The 21,039-nt window shown below is 71.7% G+C and carries 19 protein-coding genes; 6 read left to right on the top strand and 13 right to left on the bottom strand.

The genetic code is table 11. The features are described 5' to 3' along the window. Nucleotides 1–69 precede the first annotated feature (69 nt). The 7 genes from whiA to uvrA are packed head-to-tail and all read right to left on the bottom strand — an operon-like array spanning nucleotide 70 to nucleotide 9,154. The gene (gene whiA, locus ABD709_RS18460) at nucleotides 70–1,056 is read right to left on the bottom strand and encodes a DNA-binding protein WhiA (protein ID WP_344778177.1); all 987 of its coding nucleotides are present in this window, start codon (nucleotides 1,054–1,056) and stop codon (nucleotides 70–72) included. A gap of 53 nt (nucleotides 1,057–1,109) precedes the next feature. Then, entirely contained in the window at nucleotides 1,110–2,102 is a 993-nt protein-coding gene (locus tag ABD709_RS18455) for a gluconeogenesis factor YvcK family protein (RefSeq protein ID WP_344778175.1), read from the bottom strand. A gap of 2 nt (nucleotides 2,103–2,104) precedes the next feature. After that, complete coding sequence (gene rapZ, locus ABD709_RS18450) at nucleotides 2,105–2,971, bottom strand: RNase adapter RapZ (protein ID WP_344778173.1); 867 nt, start codon at nucleotides 2,969–2,971, stop codon at nucleotides 2,105–2,107. Next, nucleotides 2,968–4,935 carry an excinuclease ABC subunit UvrC gene (uvrC, locus tag ABD709_RS18445; protein WP_344778294.1) on the bottom strand — a complete coding sequence of 656 codons (1,968 nt, stop codon included), beginning with the start codon at nucleotides 4,933–4,935 and terminating at the stop codon, nucleotides 2,968–2,970. Before uvrC ends, rapZ begins: the two co-directional genes overlap by 4 nt. Nucleotides 4,936–4,962: 27 nt before the next feature. Next, on the bottom strand, nucleotides 4,963–5,688 hold the full coding sequence (locus tag ABD709_RS18440) for a M23 family metallopeptidase (protein WP_344778171.1): 726 nt from the start codon (nucleotides 5,686–5,688) through the stop codon (nucleotides 4,963–4,965). After that, on the bottom strand, nucleotides 5,685–6,134 hold the full coding sequence (locus ABD709_RS18435) for a Rieske (2Fe-2S) protein (RefSeq protein ID WP_344778169.1): 450 nt from the start codon (nucleotides 6,132–6,134) through the stop codon (nucleotides 5,685–5,687). Before ABD709_RS18435 ends, ABD709_RS18440 begins: the two co-directional genes overlap by 4 nt. 29 nt (nucleotides 6,135–6,163) lie before the next feature. Beyond that, a complete protein-coding gene (gene uvrA, locus ABD709_RS18430) occupies nucleotides 6,164–9,154 on the bottom strand; it encodes an excinuclease ABC subunit UvrA (protein ID WP_344778167.1) in 2,991 nt (996 codons plus the stop codon). Between the two features lie 47 nt (nucleotides 9,155–9,201). Here uvrA and ABD709_RS18425 point away from each other — a divergent pair, with 47 nt between their 5' ends. Further along, entirely contained in the window at nucleotides 9,202–9,891 is a 690-nt protein-coding gene (locus ABD709_RS18425) for a maleylpyruvate isomerase family mycothiol-dependent enzyme (RefSeq protein ID WP_344778165.1), read from the top strand. Further along, nucleotides 9,888–10,583, top strand: coding sequence for an MBL fold metallo-hydrolase (locus ABD709_RS18420; protein WP_344778163.1), 696 nt, complete (start codon nucleotides 9,888–9,890; stop codon nucleotides 10,581–10,583). The genes ABD709_RS18425 and ABD709_RS18420 overlap by 4 nt, the downstream gene beginning before the upstream one ends. Nucleotides 10,584–10,585: 2 nt before the next feature. Here ABD709_RS18420 and ABD709_RS18415 read toward each other — a convergent pair whose 3' ends face one another. Together ABD709_RS18415 and ABD709_RS18410 are read right to left on the bottom strand one after the other, a co-directional pair. Further along, on the bottom strand, nucleotides 10,586–12,328 hold the full coding sequence (locus ABD709_RS18415) for an MFS transporter (protein WP_344778161.1): 1,743 nt from the start codon (nucleotides 12,326–12,328) through the stop codon (nucleotides 10,586–10,588). A gap of 25 nt (nucleotides 12,329–12,353) precedes the next feature. Beyond that, entirely contained in the window at nucleotides 12,354–12,887 is a 534-nt protein-coding gene (locus ABD709_RS18410; RefSeq protein WP_344778159.1) for an RNA polymerase sigma factor, read from the bottom strand. Nucleotides 12,888–13,726: 839 nt separating this feature from the next. On the opposite strand from ABD709_RS18410, the gene ABD709_RS18405 reads away from it, so the two are divergent. Next, a complete protein-coding gene (locus tag ABD709_RS18405) occupies nucleotides 13,727–13,993 on the top strand; it encodes a hypothetical protein (RefSeq protein WP_344778157.1) in 267 nt (88 codons plus the stop codon). A 100-nt stretch (nucleotides 13,994–14,093) separates the two neighbouring features. On the opposite strand, the gene ABD709_RS18400 is transcribed toward ABD709_RS18405, so the two are convergent. From ABD709_RS18400 to ABD709_RS18390, 3 genes are read right to left on the bottom strand one after another with little or no spacing between them, the layout of a single operon-like run. After that, nucleotides 14,094–15,191 (bottom strand): 2Fe-2S iron-sulfur cluster-binding protein, encoded by a 1,098-nt coding sequence (locus tag ABD709_RS18400; RefSeq protein ID WP_344778155.1) that lies wholly within the window; start codon nucleotides 15,189–15,191, stop codon nucleotides 14,094–14,096. Nucleotides 15,192–15,220: 29 nt separating this feature from the next. Further along, a complete protein-coding gene (locus ABD709_RS18395; RefSeq protein WP_344778153.1) occupies nucleotides 15,221–15,520 on the bottom strand; it encodes a hypothetical protein in 300 nt (99 codons plus the stop codon). Continuing rightward, nucleotides 15,520–16,680, bottom strand: coding sequence for a 3-ketosteroid-9-alpha-monooxygenase, oxygenase component (locus ABD709_RS18390; RefSeq protein WP_344778151.1), 1,161 nt, complete (start codon nucleotides 16,678–16,680; stop codon nucleotides 15,520–15,522). The genes ABD709_RS18395 and ABD709_RS18390 overlap by 1 nt, the downstream gene beginning before the upstream one ends. Before the next feature lie 72 nt (nucleotides 16,681–16,752). Between ABD709_RS18390 and ABD709_RS18385 the strand changes: the two genes are divergently transcribed. From ABD709_RS18385 to ABD709_RS18375, 3 genes are read left to right on the top strand one after another with little or no spacing between them, the layout of a single operon-like run. Next, entirely contained in the window at nucleotides 16,753–17,940 is a 1,188-nt protein-coding gene (locus ABD709_RS18385; RefSeq protein ID WP_344778149.1) for an acyl-CoA dehydrogenase family protein, read from the top strand. Between the two features lie 5 nt (nucleotides 17,941–17,945). Beyond that, nucleotides 17,946–18,953: an acyl-CoA dehydrogenase family protein gene (locus ABD709_RS18380; RefSeq protein WP_344778147.1), complete on the top strand. Its 1,008-nt coding sequence runs from the start codon at nucleotides 17,946–17,948 to the stop codon at nucleotides 18,951–18,953. A gap of 9 nt (nucleotides 18,954–18,962) precedes the next feature. After that, nucleotides 18,963–19,571 (top strand): sulfotransferase family 2 domain-containing protein, encoded by a 609-nt coding sequence (locus ABD709_RS18375; protein WP_344778145.1) that lies wholly within the window; start codon nucleotides 18,963–18,965, stop codon nucleotides 19,569–19,571. 9 nt (nucleotides 19,572–19,580) lie between these two features. Here the strand turns inward: ABD709_RS18375 and ABD709_RS18370 are convergent, their stop codons facing one another. Next, entirely contained in the window at nucleotides 19,581–21,038 is a 1,458-nt protein-coding gene (locus tag ABD709_RS18370; RefSeq protein ID WP_344778143.1) for an LVIVD repeat-containing protein, read from the bottom strand. Nucleotide 21,039 lies beyond the last annotated feature (1 nt).

The raw sequence follows: 21,039 nt of genomic DNA, 5'->3' as shown, positions 1-21,039 counted from the left end.
CTGTTGGCGGGTGTTCAGTCACCCGCCAGAAGACCCTAGCCGCCCCAGGCGTCGGGAGCGTGAACGGGGTCAGGCTTCGCCGGCGAGCATCTCCGGCGTCAACGAGGCCTCGGTGTCGGGGATCCCGAGCTCCTCGGCCCGCTTGTCGGCCATCGCGAGCAGCCGCCGGATCCGGCCTGCGATCGCGTCCTTGGTCAGGGCCGGCTCGTGCAGCGCTCCGAGCTCCTCGAGGGAGGCCTGCTTGTGCTGGAGCCGCAACTCTCCGGCCATCCGCAGGTGGTCGGGAACCTCGTCGCCGAGGATCTCCATGGCCCGGTCGACGCGGGCGCCGGCGGTGACCGCGGCGCGGGCCGAGCGGCGCAGGTTGGCGTCGTCGAAGTTCGCGAGCCGATTGGCCGTGGCCCGGACCTCGCGACGCATCCGGCGCTCCTCCCAGGCCATCAGCGTCTCGTGAGCGCCGAGCCGGGTGAGCAGCTGGCCGATCGCGTCGCCGTCCCGGATGACCACCCGGTCGACGCCGCGCACCTCGCGGGCCTTGGACTGGATCCCGAGCCGCCGCGCGACGCCGACGAGCGCCAGGGCGGCCTCGGACCCGGGACAGGTCACCTCGAGCGAGGAGGAGCGGCCCGGCTCGGTCAGCGAGCCGTGGGCCAGGAACGCGCCGCGCCACGCGGCGACCGCGTCGCAGGCGCCGCCGGACACGACGGCCGGCGGGAGCCCGCGCACCGGTCGGCCGCGCTGGTCGAGCAGGCCGGTCTGGCGCGCGAGCGCCTCGCCGTCCTTGGCGATCCGGACGATGTAGCGGCTGCCCTTGCGGATGCCGTTGCCCTGCACCATCACGACGTCGGAGGACTGACCGTAGATCTCCGCGATGTCCTTGCGCAGCCGGCGCGCCGCGGCGCCGGTGTCGAGCTCGGCCTCGACCACGATCCGGCCGGCGACGATGTGCAGTCCCCCGGCGAACCGCAGGGTGGAGGCGACCTCGGCCTTGCGGCAGCAAGCCTTGGTGACCGGTGTGCTGGCCAGCTCCGCCTTCACCTGTGCCGTCATCGCCATGTGGACGATCCTGCCATGCACGTCAACGACCCTCAGCCGAAGTCCCAGGCTTTTCAGGTCGCGCCCGCGAGCACCTTCGCGTAGGCGTCCGCGAGCTTCCGCGGATCGTGTCGCGGGGTGCCGTCACCGAGGGCGACATCGGCCACCACCAGGCGCGCACCCATCGCGGCGGCCAGCGCCTCCAGGTCCGGGAGGTCGGCGCCGACACTCGCCTCGTCGGCGATCACGGTGTGCACGCTGAGGTCCGGCGCGTGCTCCGCGAGCACGGCGAGGTGGTCGGCGGGAGCGAAGCCGTGGGTCTCCCCCGGCTGCTCGCCGAGGTTGAGCACGACGATCAGCCGCGCCTCCGTGGCGACCAGGGCCTGCCTCAGCTGCGGCACGAGCAGGTGCGGGATGACCGAGGTGAACCAGGAGCCCGGCCCGAGCACCGCCCAGTCGGCCTGGAGGATCGCCTCCACGGCAGCCGGGCTCACCGCAGGGTCCGGCGGGTCGAGAGCGATGGAGGTGATGACGCCGTCGGTCGTCGCGACCTGGACCTGGCCGCGGACCTCGGTCAGCGAGGAGTCGTCGCCGTCCAGGCCGCGGACCTCGGCGGTGATGTCCATCGGCGTGACCGCCATCGGCAGCACGCGGCCCTTCGCGCCGAGCAGCCGGGCGACCCAGTCGAGCGCGTCGACGTGGTCGCCGAGCAGCTCCCACAGGCCGACGATCAGCAGGTTGCCCACGACGTGGCCGCGCATCTCGCCGTCGCCCTCGAACCGGTGCTGGAGGACCCGCGCCCAGGTGTCGCCCCACTGGTCGTCGCCGCAGAGCGCGGCGAGAGCCATCCGCAGGTCGCCCGGAGGCAGGACCCCGAACTGTCCGCGTAGCCGGCCGGACGAGCCGCCGTTGTCGGCGACCGTGACGATCGCGGTGAGCTCGTCCACGGTCAGGTCGTCGACCAGGAGCCGCAGCGCGGTCAGCGAGGCGTGCAACCCGTGCCCGCCGCCGAGCGCGACGACCGCCTGCGCGCGGTCGACCGGCCCGGGATCGAGGATGCCGCTCATGCCTACTCGCGTCCCAGGTCCCGGTGGAGCGCGCGGGCGACGTACCCCTGGTCCTGGAGCCGCCGCGCGATCTCCTCGCTCATCGCGACGCTGCGGTGCTTGCCGCCGGTGCAGCCGATGGCCACCCGCATGAACCGCTTCCCCTCGCGCAGGTATCCCTCCGCGACGCCTGCCAGCAGCGGCACGAACTGGTCGAGGAACTCCTTCGCGCCCGGGCGGCCCAGGACGTAGTCGGACACGTCGGCGTCACGGCCGGTGTGCGCCCGCAGCTCGGGGACCCAGTGCGGGTTGGGCAGGAACCGCATGTCGGCGACGTAGTCGCTGTCGACCGGGATGCCGTACTTGAACCCGAAGCTGATCAGCGTGACCCGCAGCCGGGTGGTCTCCGGGGTGCCGAACGCCTCGGCGATCCGGTCGGTGAGCTGGTGCACGTTCAGGTTGCTGGTGTCGATCACCAGGTCGGCCTCGCTGCGCAGGTCGGCGAGCACGGTGCGCTCGCGCTGGAGGCCGTCGAGCAGCCGGCCGCCCTCCTGCAGCGGGTGCGGGCGGCGCGCGGCCTCCTGCCGGCGGACGAGCACCTCGTCGCTCGCGTCGAGGAACACCAGCGTGGTGTTGCGGCCGGTCGTGCCGTGGGCGAGCGCGCTCTGCAGCCCCGAGAAGAACGAGCCGGACCGTACGTCGACCACGACGGCGACGCGCTGGGCCCGGCCCAGTCCCTCGTCGACCAGGCGGACGACGTCCGGCAGCAGGCTCGGCGGCAGGTTGTCGACGACGTAGAAGCCGAGATCCTCGAGCTCCTTCGCTGCGGTGCTGCGCCCGGCACCGGTCATGCCGGTGACGACGACGAGCTCGCCCGCTTCGTGGCTCATGGCGCCGTAGTCTGGCGCGAGCCGCCCTTGGCCGCCACGTCGGCGTCCGAGACGGCGGCCTTGATCGACTCGGCGATCCGCGGGCCGATCCCGGGTACCTCCGCGATCTGGTCGACGGAGGCCTCGCGCAGCTTCTTCAACGACCCGAAGTGGCGCAGCAGCGTCCTGCGCCGCACCTCCCCCAGACCCGGGACGTCGTCCAGCACGCTCTCGACCATCGACTTGGAGCGCCGCGAGCGGTGGTGGGCGATCGCGAACCGGTGCGCCTCGTCCCGGACCCGCTGCAGGAGGTAGAGCCCCTCGGACGTGCGCGGCAGGATCACCGGGTCCTCCTGGCCCGGCAGCCACACCTCCTCCAGCCGCTTCGCCAGCCCGCAGACCGGCACGTCGTCGATCCCGAGCTCGTCCAGCGCCCGCTTGGCGGCAGCGACCTGCGGCAGCCCGCCGTCGACGACGACCAGGCCCGGGGCGTAGGCGAACTTCCGCGGCTTGCCGGTGTCCGGGTCGACCAGCATCGGACCCTCCTCACCGACCCGCTCCTCGCTGCTCGCCTGCTCGTCGAGCAGCCGCTTGAACCGGCGGGTGATCACCTCGTGCATCGCGCGTACGTCGTCCGAGCCGTCCTGCCCGCGCACGACGAACCTGCGGTACTCCGACTTGCGCGCGAGGCCGTCCTCGAAGACCACCATCGAGGCGACGATCTCCGACCCCTGGAGGTGCGAGACGTCGTAGCACTCGATCCGCAGCGGCGCCTCGTCGAGCTCCAGCGCCTCCGCGATCTCCGAGAGCGCCCGGTTGCGGGTGGTCAGGTCGCTGGCCCGCCGGGTCTTGTGCAGCGCGAGCCCCTCCGTCGCGTTGCGGGCGACGGTCTCCTGCAGCGTCCGCTTGTCGCCGCGCTGGGGCACGCGGATCGCGACCCTGGACCCCCGCAGCTCCGAGAACAGCTGCTCGTAGACCGGGGCCTCGGGCGGCAGCTCCGGGACCAGGATCTCCCGCGGCACGGCGTCGCGGGCCTCGTCCGGCCCGAGCCCGCCGTAGAGCTGGAGCAGGAAGTCGGCGACCAGGTCGGCGGTGCCGCCCTCGTCGGTGCGGTCGGCGACCCAGCCGCGCTGGCCACGGATCCGGCCGCCGCGCACGTAGAAGATCTGGACCGCCACCTCGAGCGGGTCCTCGGCGAGCGCGATCACGTCGGCGTCGGCGCCGTCGCCGAGCACCACGGCCTGCTTCTCGAGAGCCTTGTGCATCGCCCCGAGGTCGTCGCGCAGCCGCGCCGCCCGCTCGTAGTCCTGCCGCTCGCTGGCGGCGTACATCTCCTGCTCGATCCGGCGGATGAACGGCTTCGTGCGGCCGGCCATGAACTCGCAGAAGTCGTCGACGATCCGCCGGTGCTCCTCCTCGGTGACGTTGCCCACGCACGGTGCCGCGCACTTGTCGATGTAGCCGAGCAGGCAGGGCCGGCCGATCTGCTGCGACCGCTTGAACACCCCGTTGCTGCACGAGCGCATCGGGAACACGCGGAGCAGGATGTCGACGGTCTCCCGGATCGCCCACGCGTGGCTGTAGGGACCGAAGTAGCGGGTCCCGCGGCGCTTCGCCCCGCGCCCGACCGTCACCCGCGGGAACGCTTCGGAGTAGGTGACGGCGAGCCACGGGTAGGACTTGTCGTCGCGGTACTTCACGTTGAACCGCGGGTCGAACTCCTTGATCCAGGAGTACTCCAGCTGGAGCGCCTCGACCTCGGTGTTGACGACGGTCCACTCGACGCTCGCCGCCGTGGTCACCATGGTCGCCGTGCGCGGGTGCAGCCCCGCGATGTCCTGGAAGTACGACGACAGCCGCGCCCGCAGGTTGATGGCCTTGCCGACGTAGATCACCCGGCCCTTGGCGTCCTTGAACCGGTAGACCCCGGGCTGGGTCGGTATCGACCCGGGCTTGGGGCGGTAGGACAGCCCCCGCTTCTCCATTGCTGCTGGGTCGGGCACCCCTCAACCCTACGGAGCGCCGGCGACAGTCAGCCGCAGGAGTGGCCGAGGGTCGACGGCGTCGGTGTAGTCACCGCCCTCGGGCCGCACCTCGAAGTGCAGGTGGCACCCGTCCGGCGCGCCCGAGTCGCCGGCGAGGGCGAACCGCTCCCCCGCCGCCAGGCGGTCGCCCGGCTGCACGAAGACGTGCACGGTGTGGCCGATGACCACGTCCTGGTCGCCGACGCGCAGCAGCACCGGGTCGACGCCGTACGCCGACCCGAGCGCTGAGTGGTCGAGGACGGTCGCGGGACGTGCCGCGAGAAGCGCCGTGCCGCACGGCATGGCGACGTCGATGCCGTGGTGCTTGCCGTGGCCGTCCGGGCACGCGGGGTCGGCGTCGTAGTAGGGCGCGGCCGTGCAGCCGAACGGCACCATCACCTGGTGCCGGCCTGCGAACCACGGCGATCGGTACCAGTGGTGGTCGTCGGTGTAGAACCGCCAGCGCGGGTCGGCCGGCTGCGTGGTCCGGCTGGCCCGCGGCGCCGTGGTGGACCGGGAGCCCGAGCCCGAGGCCGAAGCCGAGGCCGAGGGCGAGGGCGAGGGCGAGGGCCGCCCGGACGGCTGATCGGTGCGCGGGGAACTGCTCGTCCGCCCCAGGGCGCGGCCGGCCTCGGGCGCGTCCGGAGCGCTGGTGCCCGAGCAGGCCGTCAGCAGCGTCGCGGCGGCCGCGGCAACGACCGCGCGGCCGATCACCCTGCGACGACCTGGTCGCCCTTCACCTGCACCGCGACCGACGGCAGCGGGGACGGGGCCGGGCCGCCGTCGACCGAGCCGTCGGTGATCGAGAACTGGCTGCCGTGGCACGGGCAGACGATCTCACCCCCGCTGACCTGGCTCACCGTGCACCCCGCGTGCGTGCAGGTCGAGGAGAACGCCTTGAACTCGCCCTGGCTCGGCTGGGTAACCACGAGCCCCGGGCCCGACAGGATGACGCCGCCGCCCACGGGCACGTCGGCCGTCGCGACCAGGGCGGCGCCGGCCTTCTGCTCCGGGGCTCCGCCGCCGTTCGCACCGCCGCTGCCCCCGGTGCTGTCCGTGCCCGAACCGGATCCGGAGGAGCACGCGGCGAGCAGCGGGACGCCGACGGCGGCCGCCGTCGCTCCGGCGATCGCCTGCCGCCGGCTGAGCGGTGAGGTCATGCGGGAGAGGTTAGACAACGTTTCTGTGCTCAACCTGTGCGCCGGCGGGTGGTCGCCTTCTTGGCCGTCCTCGCGGCGGCCTTCTTGGCGGGCTTCCGGGCCGCGGTCCTCGTGGCCGGCTCCGCCGGTGCCGAGCGCCTCCGCTTCGGCTGCGCGGCTTCACGTCCGTCGAGCAGCGGCTTGAGGAACTGCCCGGTGAAGCTGTCCGGGTGGGCGGCGACCTCCTCGGGTGTGCCCTCGGCGACGACCGTCCCGCCGCGACTGCCGCCCTCCGGGCCCATGTCGACGATCCAGTCCGCGGTCTTGATGACGTCGAGGTTGTGCTCGATCACCAGCACCGAGTTGCCCTTGTCGACCAGCGAGGACAGCACCCCCAGGAGCTTGCGGATGTCCTCGAAGTGCAGACCGGTGGTCGGCTCGTCCAGGACGTAGAGCGTGCGCCCGGTCGACCGCTTCTGCAGCTCGGTCGACAGCTTGACCCGCTGGGCCTCGCCGCCGGAGAGCGTGGTCGCCGGCTGGCCGAGCCGGACGTAGCCGAGGCCCACCTCCACCAGCGTCTTCATGTGCCGGGCGATCGCCGGCACCGCGCCGAAGAAGTCGAGTGCCTCCTCGATCGGCATGTCGAGGACCTCGGCGATGGTCTTGCCCTTGTAGTGCACCTCGAGCGTCTCGCGGTTGTAGCGGGCGCCGTGGCAGACCTCGCACGGGACGTAGACGTCGGGCAGGAAGTTCATCTCGATCTTGATCGTCCCGTCGCCGGCGCACGCCTCGCAGCGGCCGCCCTTGACGTTGAACGAGAACCGGCCCTGCTGGTAGCCGCGCACCTTGGCCTCGGGTGTCGAGGCGAACAGCTTGCGGATGTGGTCGAAGACGCCGGTGTAGGTCGCCGGGTTGGACCGCGGTGTGCGCCCGATCGGGCCCTGGTCGACGTGGATCACCTTGTCGACGTGCTCGAGCCCGGTGATCTTCTGGTGCCGCCCGGGGATGGTGCGGGAGTTGTAGATCTGCTTGGCCAGCGAGGTGTAGAGGATGTCGTTGACCAGCGTGGACTTGCCGGAGCCGGACACGCCGGTGACCGCGACGAACAGCCCGAGCGGGAAGGTCACGTCGATGTTGCGGAGGTTGTGCTCCTTGGCCCCGACGACCGTCAGCTCGCGGCCGACGGTGCGCGGCCGGCGTACGGCGGGCACCGCGATCTCGCGGCGGCCGGAGAGGTACTGCCCGGTCATCGAGTCGGGGTGTGCCAGCAGGCCGGCGACGGTGCCGGAGTGAACCACCTGGCCGCCGTGCTCGCCGGCTCCGGGGCCGATGTCGACGATCCAGTCGGCGACCTTGATCGTGTCCTCGTCGTGCTCGACCACGATGAGCGTGTTCCCGAGCTCCTTGAGCCGGACCAGCGTCTCGATCAGCCGGTGGTTGTCGCGCTGGTGGAGCCCGATCGACGGCTCGTCGAGGACGTAGAGGACGCCGACCAGGCCCGCCCCGATCTGGGTCGCGAGCCGGATCCGCTGCGCCTCGCCGCCGGACAGCGACCCGGAGGGCCGGTCGAGCGTGAGGTAGTCGAGGCCGACGTCGAGCAGGAACTGCAGGCGCTCCTGGATCTCCTTGAGGACCCGCTCCCCGATCTGACGCTCGCGGGTGCTCAGGTCGAGGTTGCGCAGGTAGTCGGAGGCCTCGTTGATCGGGAGGGCGCAGACCTCCGCGATGTTGCGGCCGCCCGCCTCACGAGCGCCCAGGGTGACCGCCATGGAGACCGGCTTGAGCCGGCTGCCGTTGCAGGTCGGGCACGGCACCTCGCGCATGAAGCCCTCGAACCGCTCGCGGCTGACGTCGGACTCGGCCTCGCGGTGGCGGCGCTCGACGTACTTGCGCACGCCCTCGAACTCCGCGTAGTAGGAGCGCTGGCGTCCGTAGCGGTTGCGGGTGACGACGTGCACCTTGGTCGGGTGCCCGTCGAGGATCGCGCGCTGGGACCTCGCCGGCAGCTGCTCCCACGGGGTGTCGACGTCGAAGCCGAGCTCCTCGCCGAGCGCGATCAGGAGCTTGCCGAAGTAGTCGGCGACGTGGGCGTGGCTCCACGGCTGCAGCGCGCCCTCGGCCAGGGTCGCCGTCGGGTCGGGGACGACCAGCTCGGGGTCCACCTCCATCCGGGTGCCGAGGCCGGCGCACGCCGGGCAGGCGCCGAACGGGCTGTTGAACGAGAACGACCGCGGCTCGAGCTCGTCGGTGTCGATGGGGTGCTCGTTGGGGCACGCCATCTTCTCGCTGTAGCGGTGCTCGCGCTGCGGGTCCTTGGGGTCGAGGTCGACGAAGTCGAGGAGCACCAGGCCGCCGGACAGGCCGAGGGCGGTCTCCACGGAGTCGGTGAGCCGGCGCTTGGACGACTCGGCGACCTTGAGCCGGTCGACGACCACCTCGATCGTGTGCTTGAGCTTCTTGTCCAGCTTCGGCGGGTCGTCGAGGGTGTGGATCTCGCCGTCGACCCGGGCCCGGGAGAACCCCTGGGTCTGCAGCTGCTTGAACAGCTCGACGTACTCCCCCTTGCGGCCGCGGACGACCGGCGCCAGCACCTGGAACCGCTGGCCCTCCTCGAGCGCGAGCACCCGGTCGACGATCTGCTGCGGCGTCTGCCGCTCGATCGGGGCGCCGCAGGTCGGGCAGTGCGGCCGGCCCGCCCGGGCGTAGAGCAGGCGGAGGTAGTCGTAGACCTCGGTGATGGTGCCGACGGTCGACCGCGGGTTGCGTGAGGTCGACTTCTGGTCGATCGAGACGGCCGGGCTCAGGCCCTCGATGAAGTCGACGTCGGGCTTGTCCATCTGGCCCAGGAACTGGCGGGCGTACGCCGACAGCGACTCCACGTAGCGACGCTGGCCCTCGGCGAAGATCGTGTCGAAGGCGAGGCTGGACTTGCCGGACCCGGAGAGGCCGGTGAACACGATGAGGGAGTCGCGGGGCAGGTCGATCGAGACGTCCTTGAGGTTGTGCTCCCGGGCGCCTCGGATGATGAGCTGGTCGGCCACGCCCCCAACCCTACGGACGGGCGCCGACAACCCGGCATGATGGACGCGTGACGAGCGCCATCGACGCCGCGACCGCGCGGCTGCTGGAGACCGCCGACCGCCTCCCCGACCCCGACTGGAGCGCCCCGAGCCTCTGCACGGGCTGGTCGCGGGCCCACGTCCTGGGCCACGTGGCACTGAACGCCGAGGGGTTCGGGGGCGCCGTGCTGGCGCTCGCGGACGGCCGGCCCGCCACCGCCTACCGCTCGGCGGAGGGGCGGACGGCGGACATCGAGGCGTTGGCCCTGGAGCCGCCGGAGGCGATCCGGGAGCGGCTCCGGACGTCGGCCGCGCTCTTCGCGGACGCCCTTGCCCGGCTGGCCGACCTCGAGCCCGGCGCGACCTTCGAGCGCACTCCCGGTGGCACCGTGATCCCGGCCGCCGCGGTCCCGGGCCTGCGGCTCCGCGAGGTCGAGATCCACCACGCCGACCTCGAGACCGGCTACACGCACGGCGACTGGCCGGCCGAGACCGTCCTCGAGCTCCTCGACAACGACGCCCCCCGCTACGTCTCCGGTCCCGGCTTCGTGGCGCAGGCGAGCGACCTCGGCCGCGAGTGGGCCTTCGGCTCCCCCGCGCCCGGTGCCGTGACCGTGACCGGCCCGGCCTCCGCGCTCGCCTGGTGGGCGACGGGCCGCGACCCGGGCGACGTACTGTCGTGCTCGGAAGGCGAGCTGCCGAGGATGGAGGGTCGATGACCGCCAGCGACGAGGCCGAGTACACGGGTGACGTGACGCCGGGCGGGCCCGCGGCCGTCCGCGACCTGCCCGCGATGTCGATCACGAAGGTGGCGGTCGACGAGAAGATGGCGAACAACGCCTACCTGCTGTGCTGCCGCAGGACCGGCGAGCAGCTGCTGGTGGACGCGGCCGACGAGCCCGGCGTGCTGCTCGAGCTGGTCGGCGACGGCGGCCTGACCACCGTGGTCACGACGCACCAGCACTGGGACCACCACCGGGCGCTGGCCGACGTCGTCGCGGCAACGGGCGCGGAGGTCGTGGCCGGCGAGCCGGACGCCGCGGCCATCACCGAGCAGACCGGGGTGCCCGTCGCCCGCACCGTCACCGACGGCGACACCATCACCGTCGGCGACTGCACCCTCGAGGTCATCCGGGTCACCGGGCACACGCCCGGTTCGATCTGCCTGCTCTTCGACGAGCGGCCCACCGGGGGCGTGCCGCACCTGTTCACCGGCGACAGCCTGTTCCCGGGCGGCGTCGGTGGGACGTTCGGGGACGATGACGCGTTCACGAACCTGATCGACGACGTCGAGCGGAAGATCTTCGGCCGGCTCCCCGACGAGACCTGGTTCTACCCCGGTCACGGCAAGGACTCGACGCTCGGCGCGGAGCGTCCGCACCTCGCGGAGTGGCGCGACCGGGGCTGGTGAGCTCAGCCCTCCTTCGCCGGCTCGTCGGCGTGGTAGTACTTCCCGCCCGCGAGCCAGGAAGCGACCGCTGCCAACAGGCACATGCCTGCGGCCGAGGCGAACACCACGACCAGGCCGTGGTGGAACGGCGCGGACATCAGCTGCGGGAAGAAGTGCTGGTCGGTCAGCTTGGCGTAGTCGGCGTCGGAGTCGTCGAGGCGGATGCCCACCGGCACGCCGAGCCTGTCGATCTGGTCGAGGATCGTGGCGATCGGGTTGAACCCGAGGAACGAGGCGAAGAGCGAGGCCACGGGCGGGAGCTGGCCGGCGGCCTCTGCTGCCGGTGCCGCGACGCCGTGAGCCTGCAGGCCGCCCGTGAGGGTGCTGGGCAGCTTGGCTGCGAGGCCGGCGATCATCAGTGAGAAGAACACCCCGATCGAGAGCGACGACCCGGCGTTGAAGAACGTGCCGCGCATCCCCGAAGCCGCGCCGCGCTGGTGCGCGGGCACGGAGTTCATGATCGCGGAGGCGTTGGGGGCCGCGAACAGCCCCGAGGCCAGGCCGTTGAGGAGCAGGATCGCCGCGAACAGCCAGTACGGGAAGTCCACCGGGATCACCAGGAACCCGACGAACGTGACCGCGACGAGCAGGCAGCCGGCGGTGGCGAACACGCGGGCGCCGAACCGGTCGGAGAGCACGCCCGAGACCGGGCCGGCGACGAGGAACCCGACGGTCAGCGGCAGCATGTAGATGCCGGCCCACAACGGCGTCGACTCGTAGGAGTAGCCGTGGATCGGGAGCCAGATTCCCTGCAGCCAGATGATCAGCATGAACTGCATGCCGCCCCGGGCGACCGAGGCGAGCAGCGAGGCCAGGTTCCCTGCCCAGAAGGGCCGGATCCGGAACAGGCTCATCGCGAACATCGGCTCGGCGACCCTGGTCTCGATCCAGCAGAACAGGCCGAGGAGCGCCGCGCCGCCGATCAGGCCGAGCAGCACCCACGGGTTCCCCCAGCCCATGGTGTGGCCGTCGTAGGGCTGGATGCCGTAGGTGATCGCCACCAGGATCGACGTGAGCCCGACCGCGAAGGTCAGGTTCCCCCAGGGATCCAGACCGCCCGGCCGCCGCTCGCCGGTCTCGTGCAGCGACAGGTAGGACCAGACCGTGCCCGCGATCCCGATCGGCACGGACACCCAGAACACCAGCCGCCAGTCGACCTCCGACAGCACGCCGCCGACGATCAGCCCGAGGAACGAGCCCGCGACCGCCGCCACGTTGTTGATGCCCAGCGCCATCCCGCGCTGCTCGGCGGGGAACGCGTCGGTGAGGATCGCGGTGGAGTTCGCGAACAGCATCGACCCGCCGACCCCCTGGACCATCCGGCCGAGGATCAGCCAGAGCGCCCCGGCACTGCCGTGGAACGGGTCGAGCGACAGCGCGACCGACGCGACCGTGAAGACGACGAAGCCCAGGTTGTAGATCTTGACCCGGCCGAACATGTCGCCCAGCCGGCCGAGCACGACCACCAGCACCGCGGAGACGACCAGGAACCCCATGATCATCCACAGCAGGTAGGTCACGTTCCCTGCGCCGAGCGGGTCGACGTCGATGCCCTTGAAGATCGCCGGCAGCGAGATCAGCACGATCGAGGAGTTGATCGTGCTGATCAGGATCCCGAGCGTCGTGTTCGACAGGGCGACCCAGCGGTACCGCGGGCTGTCGACCGAGGTGCGCTTCCGGGACGACGTGGTCGCGTCGGTGGTCACGGTCAACCAATTTAGTTGCGGTCGGCTAACTAATCGTCCCCGTCTCGTCGTCGACGAGACGGCGCAGCCGCCCGAGACCGCGGTGCCTCGCCACCCGGACCGCCGTCGTCGACATACCGAGCGCGCGGGCCGTCGCGGCCACGTCGAGACCGACGACGTCGATGCAGGCGATGACCTCCGCCTCGCGGGGGCTGAGCTGCTCGAGCAGCCGCCGGGTCAGGTCCTGGCCGCCCACCTCCGTCTCCGGCGAGTCGACCAGGGGCGCCGCGCCGTCCCCGACGTCGTCGGTCGCGTCGGTGCGGCGTCGCTGGACCCGCCGGCGGTGGTTGGCGGCGACCTTCCGGGCGATGCCGACCAGCCAGCCGCCGAAGTCGTCCTCGGTGCCGTGGAAGTCCCGGATCCGGGTCGCGGCCACGGTCCACGTCTCGGACGCAACGTCCTCGGGAGTGGCGGCCGCGTCGCCGGTGGGAACCGAGCCGAGCCAGACGACGAGTCGGCGGGCGTGCAGGAGGTAGAGCTCGCGCCAGGCGACCTCGTCGCCGTCCTTCGCGCGCGCCACGAGGGGTCCGTCCGCACCCCGACGCACCATCGTCCGCCCTTCCCCCAAGGTCGATCCGGAACGGCCTCCGGCCGCAGCGTAACGATCGCGGGCCCTCATGACATCGTTCAGCTGTGAGCAGTTCGCGCAGGACGACCCGGGACGACGTCAGCCGTCGGCTCCGCGCAGACGTGCGCACACGCCATGCCGACGCCGGCACGGTCCAGCGGCTGGCGGCACTGGCCGCGGCGCCGGGTCCCGCTGCCGCGACGGGCCGGGGAGGGCGGGTGCGGCACGGCGCTGCCGCGGCGGTTGCCCTGGGGGCCCTCGCGGTGGGCGGGCTCGGGACCGCCTACGCGGCCGGCGTGCTCGACGCTCCGTGGCAGTCCTCCCCCACCCGGCACGCGCCGACCCACCACCCGGTGCCGTCCGGTTCGCCCGCGGTCCCGATCTCGCCGCCGGCGCAGCTCACTCCGGAGACGTCGGGGTCGACCCGAGGCCACCGCACCCACGGCGAACACAACACCGGGCCGCGAGCCGACCACCCGACGCATCCGGTGCCCCCGACGCATCCCGTTCAGCCGACGCATCCGGTGCACCCGACGCATCCGGTGCACCCGAGCCACCCGGCACACCCGGCACACCCGGCGCACCCGACGCAGGCCGCGCAGCCGGGCCATCCCGCGCACCACGCGCCCAGCGGGCACCCGGCCCATCCCCCGCACCCGGCACATCCGGCACACCCAGCCCACCCGGTGCATCCGCAGGGCGGGCACGGAAAGATGTAACGCCCGACACACCAGCCGACATCTCCAGGCATGAGGTCCCGCGCGGGACCAATGACAGGGAGGACAACACTCATGAAGATCCGCACCACCGCCGTCGCGTTCGTCTCCTGCCTCGCCCTCGGGGCCGTCGCGGCTCCGGTTGCTGCGCAGGCCGACGACGACGCGCCCTGCGCGACCCAGCAGGCGCAGCTCGACCGGGCGACCGCCAAGCTCGCCGATCTCCAGGCGAAGTTCGCGGCGCACCCGACCATGAAGAACGGCAAGGCCAAGAAGGCGCAGGCCAAGCGCGTGGAGCACGCGCAGGAGCGTCTCGACACCTGCATGGCAGCGCAGGCCTGACTGCCTCCCGAGCTGGGGGGTGAGCGGACCGGTCGTCGGGCGCGTCCGGTCCGCTCAGCGGTGGCCCCACCCGCTTCGTCGGGGTGGGGCCACCGCCTTGTCAGCTGTAGGTGACCCGGACAGTGTCGGTCGTCGGCAGTGACTGGCAGCCGAGCCGGATGCCGTCGGCGAGGTCGTCGGCATCGAGGACGTCGTTGTTGAGCATCCGCACCTCGCCCTCGAGCAGCCGGATCGCGCAGGCCGAGCACTCCCCCTCGCGGCAGGAGTACGGCGCCGGCACGCCCTTGCTCTCCAGGAACTCGAGCAGCCTGGTGCGTGGGTCCCAGTCGTCGAACGTGTAGTCCGTCCCGTCGAGCTCGACCTCGACCTTGACCGGCCCGGCCGGCAGGTCGGCGAACACGTCGGCAGCGGCGCTGTCCTCGTCGGCGTCGGCAAGTGCCATCTCGGCCTCGGCCGCCTCCGCCTGGGCGAGGTCGCCGAACGGGTTGCCGCCCAGCGACACGAACTTCTCCTGGTGCCGCCGCTCCCGGGGGAACTCCAGCTCCTTGAGCGCCGTGGTCACCAGCTTCATGTAGGGCGCAGGGCCGCACACGAAGGCGTCGTGGTCCAGGTACTGGCTCGCGAAGGCCTTGACCTGCTCGGGCGTGGGGAGTCCCTGGACCGACTCCAGCCAGTGGATGACCTGCAGCCGGTCCGGGTTCTCAGCCGAGAGCCGCGTGAGCTCCTCGGCGAAGATGACCGATCCCTCGTCGCGGTTCGCGTAGAAGAGGACGATCCTGCCCTTGCCGTCCGCGAGCGCGGTGCGCGTGATCGACATGATCGGCGTCACGCCCGACCCGCCTGCGAAGAGCAGCAGGTCGGCGTTGATGTCGGCGGGCGTGAAGATGCCCGACGGCGGCAGGACGCGCATCGTGTCGCCGACCGAGAGGTTGTCGCACACCCAGTTGGAGGCGTAGCCCTCGGCGGTCCGCTTGACGGTGACGGTCAGCGGTCCGCCGTCGTGCGGGCTGCTCGACAGCGAGTAGCAGCGTGCGGCGATCCCGGTCTGGTCGCTGGGGACGGCGAGGGTCAGGAACTGCCCCGGCTTGTACGCGAACTTCTCCGCGGCGCCCTCGGGCACCTCGAAGCTGATCGAGCGCGCCTCGGTCGTCTCGTCGACGATGTCGACGACCTTCAGCTCGAAGGACTCGATGTCCAAGACTTCCCCCAGCTCAATCGCTCAGCAGCTCAGTAGCCGTCTTCGGCGCCGACGGGGATCGTCCCCGAGCGCACGGCGGCGTCGATGCTAGCGGCCAGCCGGGGGCATCCCCGGTGGCCGTCCCGGTCACCGGAAGGTTGCCTCCGACACAGCTGCGGGCAGGCCCGGACCGCCTCCTGGGTCCACTGGATCGAGGTGTGGTGCTCGCTGTTCTTCTTCACCGTCACGTGCGCGAGGCAGTCGAGGCACTCCACCTCGATCATCCGCGCGTGCGTGTAGAGCTCGGCGTCGGCGAGCGTCGCGGGGCTCGTGGGGACGAAGGAGGCCATCAGGCGTCCGCCGTCTCCTCGGTCCGTCGCGCGAGGTTGGCCGCCACCTCCGCGTGCCAGTACTCGTTGGCCTTGGTGGTGTCGACCTCGAACTCGAACCGGTCGGTCATCTCCGGCTTGACGTCCGCGACGTCCGTGTAGAACTGCTCGTACCACCGCCGCAGCTGGTAGACGGGGCCGTCCTCCTCGCACAGCAGCGGGTTCTGGACGGCCACCTTGTTCTGCCAGATGTGCACGTCCTGGAGGAAGCCCTCGCCGAACATCTTGGCGTACTTCTTCGCGATGTAGGCGGTGGTCTTGTCGTCCAGGCCCTCGGGCTTCTTCACGGTGATCCCGTACTGCAGCGTGAACGAGTCGGGGCCGGTCGGGATGTGGCAGTTCACGAGAATGACCTCGGTCTGGAAGCCCTTGTAGTCCACGTCGAGCCAGTTGATCATGTACGACGGCCCGTAGTAGGTCGCCTCCGACTTGAGGAACAGCTCCGCGTCGCCGTACCCGCCGGCCTTGTCGGGACGACCCTTCGACTCCATGAACTGGGTCGCGGTGTTGCCCTCGAAGATGTTGCGGAAGCTCGTCGGGAACGAGAAGTGCACGTAGTAGAAGTGCGCCATGTCCGCGACGTTGTCGATCAGCTCGCGGCAGTGGGAGCCGTCGATCGGGACGACCTCCCAGCTCCAGTCGGTGTAGAGGTCGTTCTTCTCGCCGATGCCTTGGGCCACGCCGGGCAGCTCGGGCGGCAGCAGATCGCGGTCCGCAGCCGAGCCCTCGGGGTCGTTCCAGACCAGCAGCTGGCCGTTGCGGACCGCGGTCTCGTAGCGCCGGGTGCGCGCCCGCAGCGGGACCCGCCGGGCGTAGGGGATCTCCTTGCACTTGCCGTCGCCGCCCCAGCGCCAGTCGTGGAAGGGACAGGCGACGTTGTCGCCCTTGACCTCGCCCTGGGTGAGGTCGCCGCCCATGTGCCGGCAGTAGCCGTCGAGCACGTTGAGCTCGCCGTGGCTGTCCTGCCAGACCACGAGCTTGGTGCCGAAGCCGGTGATCGCGTGCGGCCTCCCGTCGGCGAACGTGGACGCGAGGCCGAGGCAGTGCCAACCCCGGGCGTAGCGCATCGGCGTCGTGCCCGGGTCCAGGCTCCGCACATCCGTCTTGGGGGTGTCGCTCATGTAGAACACGTTACAGTTTTGCCGCTAGTCTGACAACGAACACCCCGCTTGACCCATGCCACAGGAGGCCTCGTGCACGTCGAGTTGGAGCCGTCGCAGGTCGCCCTGCGCGAGGAGCTCAGGGAGTACTTCGCCGACCTCGTGACCCCGGAGATCCGCGCCGGGCTCGCGTCGGCGACCGGTGAGTTCGGCGAGGCGAGCGTCTACAAGGACGTGATCCGCCGGATCGGCAAGGACGGCTGGCTGGGGATCGGCTGGCCCAAGGAGTACGGCGGCCAGGACCGTTCGATGATCGAGCAGCTGATCTTCACCGACGTCGCCGCCGTCGCCGGCGTGCCGATCCCCTACCTGACGCTCAACACCGTCGGTCCGACCATCATGCGGTTCGGCAGCGACGAGCAGAAGGAGTACTTCCTCCCCCGGATCCTCGCCGGCGAGCTGCACTTCTCGATCGGCTACTCCGAGCCGGGCTCCGGCACGGACCTCGCCTCCCTCCAGACGAGGGCGACCCTCGAGGGCGACGAGTGGGTGATCAACGGGCAGAAGATGTGGACCTCGCTCATCCAGTACGCCGACTGGATCTGGCTGGCCTGCCGCACCGAGCCCGACGCGCCCCGTCACAAGGGCCTCTCGATGATCCTGGTGCCCGCCGACTCCCCGGGGTTCTCCTACACGCCGGTGCACACGGTCGCGGGAGTCCACACCAGTGCGACGTACTACGAGGACGTGCGGGTGCCGGCCGCCAACCTGGTGGCCGAGCGCGGTGGCGGCTGGGCGCTGATGACCAACCAGCTCAACCACGAGCGGGTCGCCCTCACCTCGGCAGCACCGCTCGTCCGCTCTCTGCAGCTGGTCAAGGACTGGGCCGCCGAGACGCGGAACCCGGACGGCTCGCGGGTGATCGACACCGAGTGGGTGCGGATCGCGCTCGGTCGGGCGCACGCCCGGATCGAGGCCCTGTCGCTCATCAACTGGAAGCTGGCGGCCGACGCCGACCACGGCGTCGCGCTCTCGCCGGCCGAGGCCTCGGCGACCAAGATCTACGGCTCCGAGCTCGCCACCGAGGTCTACCGCAGCCTGATGGAGATCGTCGGGCCGCACGCAGGCGTGACCGCGGACTCCCCCGGTGCCGCCCTCGCCGGCCGGCTCGAGCGCTTCCACCGCTCCTCGCTGGTGATGACCTTCGGCGGCGGCACCAATGAGATCCAGCGCGACATCATCGGGTACGTCGGCCTCGGCCTGCCCGCGGCGAAGAGGTAGGGACCATGGACTTTCTGTTCACCCCCGAGCAGGACGAGGCCGCGGAGCTCGCGGCGCGGATCGTCGGCGACCGGGCGACCCCCGAGCGGATGAAGGAGGTCGAGGCCGGTGGTGACCGGTTCGACCGCGATCTCTGGGCCAAGCTCGGCGACGCCTTCGACTGGACCGAGCTGGACCTGATCGAGCTGGCCCGCGTGCTGGTCGAGGTCGGCCGCAAGGTCGCGCCGGTCCCGCTGGCCGTGCACGGCGCGTGCGTCGCCTTCCTCGGCGGGGGCGGGCACCCCGCCGACGCCGGGCTGTACGCCGCCGCGGTCGCCGAGGAGCGGTCGCACCTGCCGTCCTCCCCCACGGTCACCGCCGACGGCGACGGACGGTTGAACGGCGTGAAGACGCTGGTCCGGGCGGGCACGGCTGCCGATGCCCTCCTCGTGACGGCCTCCGGCCCGGACGGCCCCGGCGTCTACCTCGTGGACGCGACTGCGGGTGGCGTCGAGCGCGCCGTCCAGCACACCAGCGACGGCGACGCCGCCGCGCTCGTCACGTTCACCGACGCGCCCGGCTCCCTCGTCGGCGACGCCGAGCTGCTCGGGCAGCTGCTCACCGTGTGCGGGGCTGCGGAGCAGCTGGGGGTGACCGAGGGCGCACTCGCGCTCACGTCGGCGTACGCCAAGACGCGCGAGCAGTTCGGGCGCCCGATCGGCACCTTCCAGGCGGTCTCCCAACGGCTCGCCGACGGCTTCATCGACGTCCTGGGCCAGCGGCTCACGCTGTGGCAGGCGGTCTGGCGGCTCTCCGAGGGCCTCGACGCGGCGACCGAGGTCGCCGTCGCCAAGCTCTGGGCCGCGGACGCCGGTCACCGGCTCGCGCACACGACCGTGCACGTGCACGGCGGCGTCGGGATCGACCTGGACGGCGAGGCGCACCGCTACTTCACCAGCGCCAAGCGGTTCGAGTTCCTCTACGGCGGCGCCACCGAGCAGGCGCTCGCGATCGGGGGCGACCTCGCGCGCTAGCGTCCCGTCGTGATCATCAGCGACCAGCACCGGTTCGTCTTCGTGCACATCCAGAAGACCGGCGGGACGACGATCGACCGCTTGGTCCTGGCGCAGCTCGATCCCGCCCGGGTGCGTCGCTCGCCCTCGCGGCACCTGCCGCTGCGGGCGATCCACCGCCAGTTCCCGGACGTCCGCGACTACTGGGCGTTCGGCTTCGTGCGGAACCCGTGGGACCGGATGGTCTCCTGGTGGTCGATGATCGACGAGTGGCGGCGCGACGTCGCGGAGAAGGGGCACTCGCCGCGGGCGGCCAACGCGATGTGGGCCGAGGTCGCGCAGTACCGCGACTTCGAGGAGTTCGTGTTCCGCGGGCCCGACGCGTCGCCCCGTCTGTCGCGGCCGCAGATCGACTACCTGCAGGTCGACGGCCGCCGAGCCGACTTCATCGGCCGCACCGAGAACCTCGGCGCCGATGCCGCGACCGCCCTGGAGCGCTTCGGCCTGTCGGCCGAGGGCATCGGGCACCACAACCCCAGCCCCCGCACGGGCTACCGCGAGTACTACTCGGTCGCCGCCCGTGACCGGGTCGCCGAGGTGTTCGCCAAGGACCTCGACGCGTTCGGCTACACCTTCTGACCCGAGGCGTCAGCGGTCCAGCAGCGCCCGGGCGTCGCCGTCGAGCGCGACGTCGAAGAAGCCGTTGTTGCCGTCGGTGTACCAGACCGAGTGGTTCCCGACGTCCCACGCGGGCTGCGACATCGCCCAGCCACCCGCGTTGGACGGCATGTTGAAGTAGCCGACCTCCTTGGGATGCGCGACGTCGCTGATGTCGAAGAGCCGCAACCCGGAGGCGATCATCGAGCAGGCCGCGATCTGCGGGTCGGCCTGGGTCGGGACCGAGCAGTAGTGCGCGGCGTAGCCCTGCACCGGGCTCCGGGCGCCGCGGTCGGACAGGACGTCGTCGGTGCGGTACTGCTGGTCGTGCACCTGCAGCCGCAGGTCCGAGACGACGAACGGGTGCTGCGGGTCGTCGACGTCGATGATCCGGGCGGCCCCGACCGGAGCGTCCTTCTGGAAGATCTTGGTCAGCCCGTCGCCGAAGTAGTCGGTGAACTCGTCGACCTCCAGCACGTAGTCGCGGCCGCCGCTGGTGAACGGCTGGGCGACCTGCGGGATGGACGCGTCGTCCCAGTGCAGCTCCGAGAGCAGCTTGATGTCGGGGTGGCCCACCCGGTCCTGGACCTGGGAGACGTCGTAGATCCGCAGCCCGGGGTTGTCGAGGATGCTGTGGACGCTCGGCGTGCCCATGTCGGCGACGTACATCGTCCGGCCGTCGGGCGAGAAGCGCAGGCCGTGGCTCACGACCCCCGGGTAGGTGCGGATCGTCCGTGGCCGGCGCGGGTCGCTGAGGTCGACGGCCGTCATCGTGAAGCCCGCCGCGCCCGACGCCCAGAACGTCATCCCGTCCGGGGACCAGCCGCTCTCGTGGCCGAGCACGCCGGCCGGGCTGGACGACAGCAGTCGCGGGTGCCGGCAGTCGGTGCGGACGTCGTAGACGTCGAGGATGCCGGGCGCCGTCGCCGCGGTCCCCATCACCCCGGCCAGCAGGCCGCGCGGCTCGTTGAGCAGCAGCGACTCGTGCGGCGAGAGCATCGCCGGCGAGACCAGGTTGGCGGTCTTCCGGGGGTGCGCGGGGTCGCTCATGTCGAGCACCACGACGCCGAGCCCGGTCCCGTTGAGCAGGTTGGTGACGACGTCCTTGCCGAGGAACAGCGTCGAGTCGTAGTAGGCGCACGTGTGCCCGGCGGCGTCGGTGTAGCGCAGCACCTTGAACCCGCCGGTGCGCCCGTGCCGGGACACCATCCGGGTGTTGCAGGTGTAGCCCTTCAGCGCGCGGCCCGAGCGGAAGTCCGCACTCGGCACCCGGCCCTGGACGGACGTCGTCTCGGGCATCGAGCCCGGCGCGCAGCTCGTGACCGGGGTGGACTCCGCAACGCTCGGAGGACCCTGGTCACCCAGCGCGGCGGCGAGGCTGGAACCGACGACGCCCGTCGCGAGCACCGTCGCGACCACGACCGGCCGCCACCGCCCGAGCCGCCCCATC

The sequence above is a fragment of the Nocardioides panacisoli genome, assembly GCF_039537325.1.
GTDB lineage: Bacteria > Actinomycetota > Actinomycetes > Propionibacteriales > Nocardioidaceae > Nocardioides > Nocardioides panacisoli.
Note: the sequence above shows the minus strand (reverse complement) of the source record. Positions and strands in the feature narration are given on the sequence as shown.